The organism is Nostoc sp. DSM 114159 (genome assembly GCF_053470285.1).
This window is the reverse complement of sequence record NZ_JBPFEH010000001.1, coordinates 3,489,390-3,502,707: the sequence shown is the minus strand read 5'-3', so window position 1 is coordinate 3,502,707 and position 13,318 is coordinate 3,489,390. Positions and strand designations below refer to the sequence as shown.

The 13,318-nt window shown below is 37.8% G+C and carries 13 protein-coding genes; 7 read left to right on the top strand and 6 right to left on the bottom strand.

Features of this window, described 5'->3' with window-relative positions:
• Positions 1 to 89: 89 nt before the first annotated feature.
• Positions 90 to 1,085 carry a glycosyltransferase family 2 protein gene (locus tag ACR5KR_RS14390; RefSeq protein ID WP_448266995.1) on the bottom strand — a complete coding sequence of 332 codons (996 nt, stop codon included), beginning with the start codon at positions 1,083 to 1,085 and terminating at the stop codon, positions 90 to 92.
• 55 nt (positions 1,086 to 1,140) lie between these two features.
• A complete protein-coding gene (locus ACR5KR_RS14385; protein ID WP_448266994.1) occupies positions 1,141 to 3,348 on the bottom strand; it encodes a GumC family protein in 2,208 nt (735 codons plus the stop codon).
• A gap of 1,096 nt (positions 3,349 to 4,444) precedes the next feature.
• Between ACR5KR_RS14385 and ACR5KR_RS14380 the strand changes: the two genes are divergently transcribed.
• The 7 genes from ACR5KR_RS14380 to ACR5KR_RS14350 all read left to right on the top strand — a co-directional run bounded on the left by ACR5KR_RS14380 (position 4,445) and on the right by ACR5KR_RS14350 (position 9,241).
• Positions 4,445 to 4,828 carry a hypothetical protein gene (locus tag ACR5KR_RS14380; protein WP_445631789.1) on the top strand — a complete coding sequence of 128 codons (384 nt, stop codon included), beginning with the start codon at positions 4,445 to 4,447 and terminating at the stop codon, positions 4,826 to 4,828.
• 73 nt (positions 4,829 to 4,901) lie between these two features.
• Complete coding sequence (locus ACR5KR_RS14375; RefSeq protein ID WP_445631790.1) at positions 4,902 to 5,213, top strand: hypothetical protein; 312 nt, start codon at positions 4,902 to 4,904, stop codon at positions 5,211 to 5,213.
• 456 nt (positions 5,214 to 5,669) lie between these two features.
• Positions 5,670 to 5,816, top strand: coding sequence for a hypothetical protein (locus ACR5KR_RS14370; protein ID WP_445631791.1), 147 nt, complete (start codon positions 5,670 to 5,672; stop codon positions 5,814 to 5,816).
• A gap of 972 nt (positions 5,817 to 6,788) precedes the next feature.
• The gene (locus tag ACR5KR_RS14365) at positions 6,789 to 7,808 is read left to right on the top strand and encodes an RpoD/SigA family RNA polymerase sigma factor (RefSeq protein WP_445631792.1); all 1,020 of its coding nucleotides are present in this window, start codon (positions 6,789 to 6,791) and stop codon (positions 7,806 to 7,808) included.
• Positions 7,809 to 7,923: 115 nt separating this feature from the next.
• Complete coding sequence (locus ACR5KR_RS14360; RefSeq protein ID WP_445631793.1) at positions 7,924 to 8,418, top strand: ureidoglycolate lyase; 495 nt, start codon at positions 7,924 to 7,926, stop codon at positions 8,416 to 8,418.
• Positions 8,419 to 8,593: 175 nt separating this feature from the next.
• Positions 8,594 to 8,941, top strand: a complete 348-nt coding sequence (locus ACR5KR_RS14355) for a translation initiation factor (protein ID WP_445631794.1) — start codon at positions 8,594 to 8,596, stop codon at positions 8,939 to 8,941.
• Between the two features lie 141 nt (positions 8,942 to 9,082).
• Positions 9,083 to 9,241, top strand: a complete 159-nt coding sequence (locus ACR5KR_RS14350; protein WP_179065728.1) for a YqaE/Pmp3 family membrane protein — start codon at positions 9,083 to 9,085, stop codon at positions 9,239 to 9,241.
• A gap of 272 nt (positions 9,242 to 9,513) precedes the next feature.
• On the opposite strand, the gene ACR5KR_RS14345 is transcribed toward ACR5KR_RS14350, so the two are convergent.
• The 4 genes from ACR5KR_RS14345 to lpdA form a co-directional block, all read right to left on the bottom strand.
• Positions 9,514 to 10,176, bottom strand: a complete 663-nt coding sequence (locus ACR5KR_RS14345) for a carbonic anhydrase (protein ID WP_445631795.1) — start codon at positions 10,174 to 10,176, stop codon at positions 9,514 to 9,516.
• 117 nt (positions 10,177 to 10,293) lie between these two features.
• Positions 10,294 to 10,545 carry a DUF5340 domain-containing protein gene (locus ACR5KR_RS14340; RefSeq protein WP_069072137.1) on the bottom strand — a complete coding sequence of 84 codons (252 nt, stop codon included), beginning with the start codon at positions 10,543 to 10,545 and terminating at the stop codon, positions 10,294 to 10,296.
• Between the two features lie 243 nt (positions 10,546 to 10,788).
• The gene (gene trpC / locus ACR5KR_RS14335; protein WP_445631796.1) at positions 10,789 to 11,679 is read right to left on the bottom strand and encodes an indole-3-glycerol phosphate synthase TrpC; all 891 of its coding nucleotides are present in this window, start codon (positions 11,677 to 11,679) and stop codon (positions 10,789 to 10,791) included.
• A gap of 104 nt (positions 11,680 to 11,783) precedes the next feature.
• Positions 11,784 to 13,208: a dihydrolipoyl dehydrogenase gene (gene lpdA, locus ACR5KR_RS14330; protein ID WP_448266993.1), complete on the bottom strand. Its 1,425-nt coding sequence runs from the start codon at positions 13,206 to 13,208 to the stop codon at positions 11,784 to 11,786.
• Positions 13,209 to 13,318: the final 110 nt, after the last annotated feature.

Sequence of the window (13,318 nt, the reverse complement as noted above, 5' to 3'; positions counted from 1 at the left end):
TTTTATGAACTAATCATCTGAAATTATTTGTACTTATCCATCTTGTTAGTGCAAGTTTTCAATTTTTGAAAATACGAAATAAAGTGTATTTACTTAGAACTTATATTGTTGAGCGTTGACGATATTTTGAATTTACCAATAATCAAAATTTTCAAAAAATAGTTAAATAGGAAAATAATGCCCTTAGTTTTCCAATACAAACTATGCTCAAATAAAAATATTATTTTCAAATAAGTAACAAAATCTTGAGATTTTGGGCATGGTATTGTTTGTAATTCATTGATAGATGTAAAAGCTAAAAATAATGGAGAGCTAAAATTGTTTTTTTGCAGGATGTAATTAAAGAGAGAATTACGTTTCCAGAATCTTTTGTATTCATAGTTTTTGTCTACATCTAAAAAGTTCTTATTATGATATTTATTATGATCGTGTATTCTATACCTTACTAAAGGTTTAGACATATAAAACTTTTTAGCCCCCACCAAAGAAGCTCCCCATACCAAACAGTCATCAGCCCTTACACGCCAATCTTCTAAATTTGGAATAGGTAAAAATTTTCTGACTATTTCTCTACGTATTGATAATGTTGAAGTTATAGAACCAATCCATTCACCATTATATAAAGTTCTAATTACTGAATAACCTAAATCTAAATCAACTACATCGTCTTGAAATATGCCTTCTACTGCTCCAAATTTTTTATACGCACAAAATAAAAAATCACATTCACTGCGTCTATTGTAAAAATTTAGAGCGTTTTCTAAATACTGAGGTTCATAAATATCATCAGCATCTAAAAAAAATAAAATGTCACCAGTAGCAGCTAAAAATCCTTCATTAAAAGATGATAGTTGTCCTTGATTTTGTTCTTTAAAAATTGACTTAACATTAGCTAATTGAGTAAATTTATTGATGATTTTCACAGAATTATCTGTAGATGCATCATCAACAATAATAATTTCATCAAATTTGACTGTCTGATTTAAAGCGCTATCAATTGCCTCAGATAGAAATTCAGCATAATTGTAATTGTTAATTAAACAAGAAGTTTTAATTTTAGTTTTATCCATTATTTCTACAGTCACAAAATTAGGTTTAGATAGTTTTAGTGATGATAGCTTTCACAATTTCTAAAAAAACTTAACGCTCTTTGCGAAATTTAGTTAAGCTGCTAGAAGATACCAAATCTTGTTCAATTTGTCGTTTTTTGGTGTCATAAAAATAATTATTAGGTTCATTTTTAGTATTCACACCATTGATGACTATCCCTAATACCTTCTGACCTGACTGAGTTAAAAACTCTTTAGCTGCATTTGCACTGTTCAAGTCAACCACTCCAGGACGAACGACTAATAAGATACCGTCAGTCAAAGTGCTTAAAACAGCAGCATCTGCTATTCCTGATAGTGGAGGAGTATCAAAAATTACAAGGTCGTAATCTCTCCCAAAGTTACTAATTAATGTTGCCATACGTTGAGAATCTAGCATTGCCACTGGATTGGGAGGCAAAACTCCAGAAGTAAGAACTTCCAGATTAGGCATGACTTCATGAACAGCTGTATCTAAAGAAGCTTGATTACTTATCACATTACTTAGTCCCATTGTATTTGTTAGCCCCCAGATATGATGCTGTATGGGATGACGCATATCTGCATCCACCAACAACACCCTACGCCCTGCCTGAGCCATAGTCACAGCTAAATTTGCAGATACGTCAGACTTTCCTTCTTTGGCAACGGAACTTGTAATTACAATGCTTTTGAGCGGTTTATCAGAACAGAGGAACTTCAAGTTTACTTGTAGTATTTGATATGCATTACCAACAGGGAAGTAAGGAATATCTCTGCCAATAATTTTGGGAATAGCTCTATCCAGCCCTGGTATAGAAGAATGATCTTTACCATTTCTACCTTGTGTAGGAATTACTCCCAAAACACTGTATCTTAAGACTTCTTTGGCTTCTTTGACGGTCTTCACCGAGCGGTCTATCAAGTCTAAAGTAAAGGCGACAATGATACCTAAGAAAAAACCAACTCCTGCTCCACCAATAATAAACAGCATTTTCCGAGGCCCTTCTGCTTTATCAGGGGTTAAAGCATAGGAAATAACACGAGCATTAGGAATCTTTTGATTCTGTGCAATATCAATCTCTTGGCGTTTCTTTAAGAGTGTTTCGTAAGTCGTTTGAGCTGCTTGCAATTTCCGTTCTAGCTCTCGTTGGCTTTGTTCTAGCCTTGGCAAATTATTTGCTCGTTTGATATAGGCATTTTGCTGTTGTTTGAGTGTGGCAATTTGTCTCTCCAGACCAACACGTTCTGCCTGAGCACGAGTAATATCTGCAATTAGGCTTTGCCGTAGTTGTCCAACCTGTAAACTTCCCTGTGTTATCTGTGCTCCACCAGCTACTTGTCCTGTCCGCTCTTTTAACAAGTTCTTAAGAGCTAAGACTTTTTCTTCTAAGTTAGTAATTGTAGGGTGTTCAGGTGAAAAACGGGTACGCTCTAGTGCAAGTTGGCTTTCTGTTTCTTGAAGTTGAGCTAGCACTTTCTGAACTCCAGGTGCTTGACTCAATTCAGATTCGATTACACCTTGCCGTGAATCTATCTGAGCTTCACTGCTTAACTGTTCTAGACGACCCTTCACATCATCTAGTTGAGCTAAAGCTTGAGAAATTTGATTTCCTAACTTAGAAATGGTATCGACTGCTGCGGCTGCTTCTTGTTCCAGAACAACAACTTTATTCGTTTCTTTAAATAGCCGCAGTTTTGATTCGGCTCTTCTGACAACTTCCTCAGCTTTAGGTACTTCCGTTACAAGAACCTGTTTGGCTGTCCGCGCTTCATTCTGATTAGCCTTGATATTTAGATCGATATAACTGTCAATAACTTCATTAACGATTTTGGCAGCTAGTTCTGGATCGCCACCTTTATAAGAAAGTTGTACAACATCAGTACCTTTAATTCCTTCTATTTTCAGTTGTTTTGCCAAATCGGGAATCGAGAGCAGTTTGCCTTGACTATCTTTAAGGTTGAGGGAATTAATCGTTTTCTCAATTACTGGATTCGATCCAATAACTCTCACCTGAGTTTCCAGGGGATTATCGTTCACATTCAAAGCTTCTAGGCGTCCTATGTCATCCGGTAAGCCTGTGAGTGAGGAAGAGCGATTTGTTTTAATCATTAAACTTCCTTCTGCCTTGTATGAAGGTTTTAGTGAAAATGCATACAAGCATCCAAGGCTAACAGATATGGCGAAAATTCCAACTAGAGGTAGCCAACGCCGTTGAAGAACTTCTAAGTATTTCTGAATATTTACTTCTTCAAAATTTGGTAAAGATTCCATTGTCATAATATATGTAAACTTTTATAAAAAGACTATTTACTTACAGCAAATTGTTCTTAAAATTGTGACTACATTCCTAATAAAGTCTATTTTGCGATATTAATATTTGCATGAATTCGTAGCTAATAACTTGCTGCTGAGTTTCTTCAATATCTGAAGTTAACTAATAGTTTTGCAAGCTGTAATTTTAACTTATACTGATACTATAATGAGAGCAAAAACAGGATAAATCACAAATTTATCCCTGATTTAGTCGCTTTCCATTTTTGGGGCTTACTTAATTTTAGTTAACTTCGTTTTATGCTACTACTAATGCAAGTATTGATTAGTAAGCTAACAATCACTATCATATTATGTAAAAACATTGATTTTTATAACTTTACAAAAAATTTATACAATAGACTAATATATTCATTCTCAGTCTGCTAATTCTTAAAAGACAAGAGGAGTTAATTCGTTCCGGGTAAGGAATAGAAGAATTGTGTCAGTATATAAGCAATGGAAGCACTTCAGAGATAGGCTTTAGACAGTGAAAAAGATACCTAGAAAGACTGGATGAATCTTTACAGAAGCTACTTCAAAACTTTAATTAACAATTTATTTTTGCTCTAAATAATAGTCAAGTTTGGTAATAATACGGTACTAGCAATCATAAAATTGCATGATTTAGGTATTGAACCTATAAAGACTCGCAATCAGTTTAATTTGCCTTTATGTAGAAATACATTCATTTTTGTAACACAAATGAACTATATACGATTACTAAGTAAATTGGCTCCAGCTTAAATTTAACGCAGTCCAACAAACGAGCATCAAATAACAGCGTGACTAAATCGAGAAATTAGTCTATATCAGACTAGTACAAAATAGCAAAAATCCAGCTACTATCTCAATTAAGCAGACAAATAGCTCAAGCAACTTGTTCAAGGTAGGCAAACTCCCGTCAGATTCTACTAGATTTCACATATTTTTAATGAAGTTTCCCTATATTTATTATTACGTGTGTTAATCTAAGGTACTCAAGCTAGCCTGCTATTTCTTGGTTTTTATATTTAGGCAATTGTAATTATTAAACTGACATTAAATGTTGAGAGATTGAATTATGAAATCCTCTTTTATGATCTTAGGCATTGTGATTAGCACATTCACTCTCAGTCAAAGTGCCTATGCTAATCAAGAGAATGTTCCCATAAAAATAGGCGATCGCGATCGGGCTGGAGTTTTATTGACAGAACCAGCTACGATTAATACTACATGGAGTAATTTGATCGGACAGACTAATAATTCCAAACAAACTGCTGAATCAATTTCGCTAATGCAGGAGCGAGGATGCCAAAAAATTAACCCGCTTGAGTTCATCAATAACCCCAGCGCTTTTTTTAAGCAATGTCAGGAGCCAATCAAGACTCAAAGTACTGAACCAATTGAGTATCTCAAAGTTCCGAAACTGGATTCTGGTATTAGTGTGACAGTTACTAAGTTTTGATATTAGGAACTTTTTTAACAAAAAATAGCTAATTCTTGGTAGTGTGATTTATCTAGATAATTTACGCTCAAATATGGATGAAATATTTATGCTGGCTGCTTTAGCTCAAAGCAGAAAAGCTTTGCCGGAATGTTTGCCGAACCCACCAGTAGGCTGTGCGATCGTATATGGCCAAGAGATAGTAGCTCAAGGATACACGCAAGCACCAGGAAAACACCATGCTGAAGCTGACGCACTTAAACAGATTCAAGGTAAAGCTTTCAACTTGTTGAAAATGTATGTAATATCATGTCAGGTTGAAGACTTATTATTTAGAGGGCAGTTCTTGCTGGGGGCTATTAGCTGGGGGAAAGAGACTTTTGGGATTTTTGCACAGATACGTTAATCATAAGTGATTAGCCGACATGATATAACTCTTGAACCTTGTTCTTTTCATGGACGCACACCTGTATGTGCTTTAGCGATCGCTAAAGATTGTCGGATACATGAAATATATGTATCTATACTCGATCCAGACCACTGCAATAATGGTAAAGGATTAGACATTCTCAAGAATTGCAGGAAAAATAGTTAATGTTGGGTTATGCGCCAATGAGGTGAATGCTTTTCTTAACCAATATCTACTAAAGTCATAGTTGAAGAGTTAGATTAAAACTTCAATATAGTACCATTTTCCCAAAAATCTTTGCAATAAGCCAATCATTTATGTAGATAGATAATTGTGCTTTTGTGCAACTAAAAGTTAAAACTAGTAAGCGATAAAGCTGTGAGATATTCCTTCATTAGGAGTTTTAGACTATTTCCGACTTCTCCAAAAAGTGGGAATGTTGTTGTTTAAGCAATGCTGCACAGCAATCAACTAGATACTTTTACACAAAAATCTTTTCGCTTCAAGAGAATATTAGTTAGGGCGATCGCGGGTGTTGCTGTCTTGCCAAGTATCATCCTTGATGTTAATACTACCACTGTTAGTACTTTTAGTCCATAAAATTTCTCTAGTAGTAATCGAGTTGATTGTACCGCATCCAATACAGATGTCTGCGTTAAATTATGACACAAGTGCAATTGTCACAGATATCTGCGTCTTCTGGATCGTCCTAAATTTCAGGAAAGAGATATGAGTAAGAATGAATGTACAGATGTAGCAGTGCTACGTCTGTGCAGGTGTTCTGGATATCGTATAATTAATTTCAGTAGATGCCTCATTACTAAAGTATTTGACCAGATTCTTAAAGAAAGCGGTTATTAAAGAGGGGAAGCAGGAGAAATTCTTTCTTTCATATTTAACGATCGCCCACTATGTACTTGGCTTGATATGCTTAGATTGTATTACAAAAAAATGAGGTAAAAAATGCATATTTTATATTTAATGAGTTTTTATTTCATGAATTACATTTATTGATAATTAGACTATGAACAATTACACAAATGAACTTTTTGTGATTGTTCAGAGTTGCTATTAATAATTTATCTTTTAGATAATGGAATCGTAGCTCAGTATTTTTTACTTTTCCAGTAAGCGCATTGGATAACTAGACTAAATTTAATTGTTAATTGAATTTTAGAAAATGCAAAAATCAATAATAAAGGAATGTAATTACTTCCAAGGATATGCTAATGATACTTTAGGTAATTGATTTGTGACTGATGATGATGTTATTATTAAGGAGTAGGTTGATTTTGGGTTTATTATCTCCAAGAATTAACTTGTAATGTATCATAGATCAGAATTCATCAGTGTTGCAAATTGATTAGACCTTTTGCATAAATTACAAATTAATAAACCCACCTCGCAAAGCGTTGCTTTGTCTACCTCCCCCAAAAGCGGGAAGGAAATTAAAGGATGGGGTGTTAAGTACTTTTGCAAGATATCTATGATTAGCAGTGTGAAATGGCTGTGGGTCTGAATATCTAGACTTGATACCAATAAATTGATGAGGTTACAGAGGAGCAAATAACCATGAGCAACTTAACATCTCCACATACCGAAGTTCAAAAAACGAAGAAAAAAAGTTTAACCGCAGATAAAAAGCCTCGATCTACAGATGATATTGTGCGTAGTTATCTGCAAGATATCGGACGTGTAGATTTGTTGACTCGCGAACAAGAGGTTATTTTTGCCCAACAAGTGCAGCAGATGATGAATTTATTAGCTGCTAAGGATGAATTGGCTGTCAAATTAAACCACGAACCCACGCTACAAGAATGGGCAGATCGGGTGGAGTTAACTGTGGAGGTGCTAGAGCAACAGCTAAATTTAGGACACCACGCCAAACAGAAAATGATTCAGGCTAATCTCCGGTTAGTGGTAGCTGTGGCAAAGAAATACCAGCACCGCAACCTGGAATTTATGGATTTAATTCAAGAAGGTACTTTAGGTTTAGAGCGAGGGGTAGATAAATTTGATCCCGCCCTTGGTTATAAGTTTTCTACCTACGCTTACTGGTGGATTCGTCAAGGAATTACACGGGCGATCGCTCAACAAGGACGTACAATTCGTTTACCGATCCACATCTTTGAGAAACTGAACAAAATTAAACGGGTGCAGCGAGAATTATCTCAACAGTTGGGTCGCGTTCCTACTACTGCTGAAATTGCCACTGCCTTATCTTTGACAGCTAGCCAGGTTCGAGAGTGTTTGTACTTGGCCCGTCAGCCCTTCTCTCTAGAGGCGAGAGTTGGCGAACAACAAGATACAGAATTGCAAGACATACTGGAGGATGATGGTCCTTCTCCTGAAGATTATGCCGTTGAAGAATCTCTCCACCAAGACTTACAAGACTTATTGGCAAAGCTGTCTCCCCAGCAGCGAGAAATATTAACCCTACGTTTTGGTCTAACGGATGGGTATGAACTTTCTTTAGCACAGATTGGCGATCGCATGGGTATTAGTCGAGAACGGGTGCGTCAGATAGAACAAAAAGCTCTTAGTCTCCTCCGGCGCCAAAAAGAACAAGTACGTAGTTATCTAGCTAGCTGAGGTTATTTTTTCATAATTTAGGGCATTTAAACTCAGGAAGTCACTATCATAACTGTGTAAAATTCAGTCATTATGGGCGAAAATAAACTTAGATAATCACTTTTAATGATTTGATATGAGCACATCAAAGACAGTGCAACAGTTGCAAGTGCAATGGGTGACTCCTGAAAACTTTCGGCCTTATGGACAGGTTATTTTTGCAAGTCTTGATGGCAAAACTTACGATGGGGAAGATGCCCAGTTAAACCTGCAAAACGGGATTCCACGATTTTATCTTATGCGATTGGAGAAAATAGGACGAAAGTTTCACAAAATTACTCGCCATGTGCAATGCACTCAATGTCTGGGTTCTTTGGAAGGGAAGGATTGGTTAATTGCAGTTTGTCCTCCTCATAATGATGTGAATGAACCAGCATTAGAAGATATTGCTGCTTTCCGCATTCCGGGAAATTGTTTTATCAAGCTACATGAGGGTACTTGGCACGCTGGCCCCCATTTTGACCATGAAGCTGTGGATTTTTATAATTTGGAACTAGCTGATACCAATATGGTGGATCATTTCACCCATGATTTTCTTAAGAGTCATCAATTAGAGTTTGAGATGGTTTAGGTAAAATTAGTTTAATTATAGATATAGACAAGCCATTTTCCTGAATCAGTTCAAGTATTACGTCAGTTTGGTTATGATGTATGGATGTGTAATGTTAGCCTAGAAATTGTATCCCAGCAGAATGGTTGCGTAGAAGTTTCCACTGCTTTTGAAATTTTTCTTAAACATTCATTTTATGTCTTCTTCCAAGTCTCAATCTTCTGACAAAAGCTTTGTCTACCGCGAATTTGGCAATGACAACTCCGCCGCCACAGAAAGACCGATTCCAGAACTACCCCCACAACAACAAAATTTGAAAGTACAAGCTTCCCGCAAAGGACGCAAAGGCAAAACCGTCACAGTAATTAGCGGTTTTCAAGCCAAACCGGAAACCTTAGCAGATTTGGTGAAGCAGTTGAAAACCCAGTGTGGGACAGGTGGGACACTTAAAGACAACGAAATTGAAATTCAGGGCGAACACAAACAGAAAATTGTTGAGATTTTGACCAAGCTAGGTTACAAAGCCAAAATTAGCGGTGGCTAATCTTGAGTGCGGTTTACCGTATCTTAAGCGCTATCTAGATTAAGAGAGGGAATGTTATCTTTGAGAAGTACAAATATGCTTGAACAGTGGTAAATTAGTTTGCCAACAAGCTGTCTTTTCTGAGATTAACAGGAGGTTTAAATGGATTTAGTTCGGATTCTGTGTGCCATTTTTCTGCCGCCTTTGGGAGTTTTTTTACAAGTAGGTTTTGGTATAGACTTTTGGATTAATATACTTTTGACGCTGTTTGGTTACATTCCTGGGATTATTCATGCAGTATGGATAATTGCTAAGAAATAATTCTTTGTAGAAGTAGGTTAAGCGTACCAATATCTGTGTTAGTGATTGTTATAGAGGCGATTCATAAATTGCCTCTATAAAAAATTTTATGAACTTAACTACTTTGTATTCGTAACTTTAATTAAACAAAAAGCTCTAAAAATACTATTTTATTTTTGAAATATATATAAACACTACTTAAGAAAACGCGATATCTAAATAAAAGTTGTAAAAACAATATTTATCAAGTCTTTAATGTCGGCTTATGTGTGGCGGTAAATACCGAATTAACTCTAACTTTTTAACATGGCATAGAGTCTAAATTCTAGAAGCAAGGGGCAGATGTGCAATTGCCATTGCACAGTTGAAACGTTTAAATCTTTGATTAACCCAGTGCTTATATCTAATACCCAGCCGTGAACCATAGGTGCTTTTCGCTCATGGAGTACTTGACGCATGACGGAAGTTTGGTAAAGATTTTTCACTTGCGCCACAACATTGATTTCTGCCAAGCGATTCAGACGTTCTTCTCTTGTTGGCAAAGTATCAATTTCTTCTTGTTTCTCTAAATACAGTTCCCGAATCGGATTTACCCAGTTATCAAGAATTCCGATAGTTCGCCCTTCTAAAGCTGCCTTAATTCCTCCGCAATCGTAGTGACCACAAACGATAATGTGTTCCACTTTCAGGTGTAAAATTGCGTATTCTAAAACGGCTAAAAAGTTTATATCCGTTAGAGAAACTTGATTGGCAATATTACGATGTACAAATAACTCTCCTGGTTCTGTACGGGTAAATTTTGTTAATGCCAGACGACTATCAGAACAGCCAATGTATAGAAAAGGTGGTGTTTGTCCATTAGATAATTCTTGAAAGTAAGTTGGATCTAGAGCTAGCTTTTCGGCAACCCAAGCCTGATTATTTCTGAGGAGTTCATCAATGCTGTTGTATTTCATCTTTCGTCAATTTCGAGAGAGAATCTCATCAATATTTTATTTTAACCGATCTCCAGTTTTGTCTAAATCAAGATGAACTTTCTCAAAACTAAAATCTGATAAAGATGACAATTTTTTTCAATCGGGGGCAACAACTTTGCTATCGTTATGATGGTTAATTGACCAACGGTGATCGATAGTTACAGAGGAAAACTCGCAAATTTCTTCTAGTCGCTTTTGCTGTACAGCAGCTTTACGGAGAGTAATAATTAGCTGATTCACCTGATGCCGTAAATCTGGATTATCATTGACTGCTAACATAGTTTGTCTTTCTAAGAGTTGAAGTATAAGTTCGTAGTGAATAGGCGAAGGTAGAGGAATTTGCTCCATGAAGTTAACTTTTGATTTCATATTTGGGATTGTGTATTAGTCACAGTTTATTTCTTGTTAATAAATTGTTACATAATAAATAACTAGTTGCTTATGGCTTTGGTTTGATTAGCAATGAAGATTTAGCAAAGATATTGATGATATTTGATAGCAAAGTGCTGCGTGTATACGCATAGTATGCCCAATTGCTCAACTATTATGTGCAGTTGCCCTGCGCCTTTTAGGGCAGATGGGGTGTTTATTTCAAAAATTCTTCGGTAATATACGGGCGATCGCAGCGCCGGGATCTGGTTGTTTTACCAAAGATTCTCCAATGAGTACAGCAGATGCACCTGCTGTCAGCACTAAACTCAAATCTTCTGGGTTGTGTAGTCCTGACTCGCTGACAACAAGGATATTTTTCTCTTGCAATTGTCTACCCCTTGCAGCCAAAAGTTGGCAAGTAGTTTGCAGATCGACAGAGAAATCTTCCAAATTGCGATTATTGATTCCTATCAGGGAGACTCCATCTAAGGCTAACACACGGTCAAGTTCTGCCAAACTATGGACTTCAATCAAGGCTGCCATTTTCAGGTTGTTAGCAATTTTCAAGAAGTATTGCAAATCTCGATCGCTCAAAATAGCTGCAATCAACAAAATCGCATCTGCACCCTGAACCCGTGCTAAGTACATCTGGTAAGGATAGATGACAAACTCTTTACACAGTAGGGGCAAATCTACGGCAGCCCGGACTTTGGCTAAATTGTCAAAACTACCTTGAAAGAACTTGACATCTGTGAGTACAGAAAGACAACTAGCACCTCCTTGCTGATAAGATAGGGCGATCGCTACTGGGTCAAAATCTGCTCGTAAAACGCCTTTACTCGGTGAAGCTTTTTTAACTTCGGCAATCAATGCTGGCTTTGTCTTACCTTGACGCAAAGCAGCAACAAAATCACGGGTTGGTGGCGCAGAGAGTGCTTGATGTTGCAATTCCCGTAAAGGCAGCCTTTCACGCATTTGGTCAACTTCAACTTCTTTATGCCAGACAATTTCTTCCAAAATGTTGTTTGGCGCTGCATCAGGTACGGCAGCCTGATAACGTAACATGGACACGGAAATAGCTGGGTTAGGTGAACGGCGACGGATTTGCATAATTAGTCAATAGTCATTAGTCATTGGTCATTAGTCATTTGTCATTGGTCATTAGTCATTTGTCCTTGTTTATTGACAAAGGACAAATGACAGAGGACAAATGACTAAATGGCTCGTTTATAAGCTTCGTCTAGGACTTCTGAGAGTGTCGGATGGGCGTGAACTAGATGTGCGAGACTTTGGACAGATTGACGGTTGGCGATCGCAGCTGAGGCTTCATGAATTAAGTCTGAGGCGTGCAGTCCGAAAATGTGGACGCCCAGGACTTCCCCGGTGTCTTTGCGATATATCACCTTGGCAATACCGTCAGCTTCATTTTCTGCCAACGCTTTGGAATTTCCTTTGAAGTAACTCCGACTGGTGGCAATTTCAAACCCTTCAGCTTGTCCCAACTCCTTAGCTGCTGTTTCAGTTAAGCCTACATAGCTGACTTCTGGGTGGGTAAATGCCGCTGCGGGGATGCTGCGATAGTCTACTATTCTTTCCCTCCCAACTATATTTTCTACCGCGATGATGCCTTGAGCAGAAGCAGCATGGGCTAACATCATCTTCCCATTAGCATCGCCAATTGCCCACAAATGTGGCACGACTTCACCTGCTGATAGCACTGCCATGCGATCGTCTACTGGAATAAAATTCCGTCGATCTAGTTCTACGCCTACAGACTCTAAACCAAGATTTTTGGTCGCCGGGATGCGTCCCGTAGCCACCAAGCAAGCATCTACTTCGATGACATCTATATCTTCCTTGGTTTTGAAATCTGCTAACTCAATTACCACAGGTGAACCGGGAATGACTTTTTTAGCGTATATCCCGACTTTCGTTTCAATATCGCGGGGAGTAATTAGCACCCGTTCGGCAAGTTTGGCAATATCGCGGTCAAATCCTGGCATTAACTGATCTAGGGCTTCAATCAAGGTGATTTCACAACCCAAAGCTGAGTAAATATCAGAAAATTCTAAGCCGATATAACCACTGCCAATAATTGCTACCCACTCTGGTAGTGATTCCAACTTCACACCTTGGTCGCTGGTAAAGACAGTTTTGCCGTCTACTTCAATCCCTGGAGGCACAAAAGGAATTGAACCAGGCGAAAGGATAATGTCTTTGGCTGTGATGGTTTTTTCGCCACCGTCTCCGACGATCGAGACTTTTTGTGCCCCAGCGATTTTTCCCCAACCTCTGATAATATCGACTTTTAGACGTTTGAGGCTGTTGGTTAAGTCGCCTTGAATTTTCGAGACGAGATCGTTAGCATGATTAGCGATCGCTTGGCGATCGAATTCTACGCTACCAATTTGAATTCCCAGTGACTTGAGGTGGTGGGCATTGCGTAACTCCCGCACACGTCCAGATGCTGCCAGCAGCGCTTTAGAAGGAATACAGCCCCGATTAACACAGGTTCCTCCCATATCAGCAGCTTCAATAATTGCTGTTTTCAAACCACAACTTACGGCGTGTAAGGCTGCGCCATGTCCGCCTACACCAGCGCCGATAATTACTAAATCGTAATCATATCCTTGACTCACGTTAGTTTCCCCGTCTGCTTCGCCTATTTATTCTCAACTTGACCGACAATCAGCGCAACCCTTTTAACAGTTATCAGTTATCAGTTTTATCGCTGAACTCTAAATCCCTT

Bases quoted from the DNA above. Each gene is read 5' to 3' on its own strand.
- ACR5KR_RS14355 (WP_445631794.1), top strand. From the start codon at position 8,594: ATGTCTTCTTCCAAGTCTCAATCTTCTGACAAAAGCTTTGTCTACCGC.
- ACR5KR_RS14380 (WP_445631789.1), top strand. From the start codon at position 4,445: ATGAAATCCTCTTTTATGATCTTAGGCATTGTGATTAGCACATTCACT.
- ACR5KR_RS14345 (WP_445631795.1), bottom strand. From the start codon at position 10,176: ATGAAATACAACAGCATTGATGAACTCCTCAGAAATAATCAGGCTTGG.
- ACR5KR_RS14340 (WP_069072137.1), bottom strand. From the start codon at position 10,545: ATGGAGCAAATTCCTCTACCTTCGCCTATTCACTACGAACTTATACTT.
- trpC (WP_445631796.1), bottom strand. From the start codon at position 11,679: ATGCAAATCCGTCGCCGTTCACCTAACCCAGCTATTTCCGTGTCCATG.
- ACR5KR_RS14365 (WP_445631792.1), top strand. From the start codon at position 6,789: ATGAGCAACTTAACATCTCCACATACCGAAGTTCAAAAAACGAAGAAA.
- ACR5KR_RS14375 (WP_445631790.1), top strand. From the start codon at position 4,902: ATGGATGAAATATTTATGCTGGCTGCTTTAGCTCAAAGCAGAAAAGCT.
- ACR5KR_RS14350 (WP_179065728.1), top strand. From the start codon at position 9,083: ATGGATTTAGTTCGGATTCTGTGTGCCATTTTTCTGCCGCCTTTGGGA.
- ACR5KR_RS14360 (WP_445631793.1), top strand. From the start codon at position 7,924: ATGAGCACATCAAAGACAGTGCAACAGTTGCAAGTGCAATGGGTGACT.
- ACR5KR_RS14385 (WP_448266994.1), bottom strand. From the start codon at position 3,348: ATGACAATGGAATCTTTACCAAATTTTGAAGAAGTAAATATTCAGAAA.
- ACR5KR_RS14370 (WP_445631791.1), top strand. From the start codon at position 5,670: ATGCTGCACAGCAATCAACTAGATACTTTTACACAAAAATCTTTTCGC.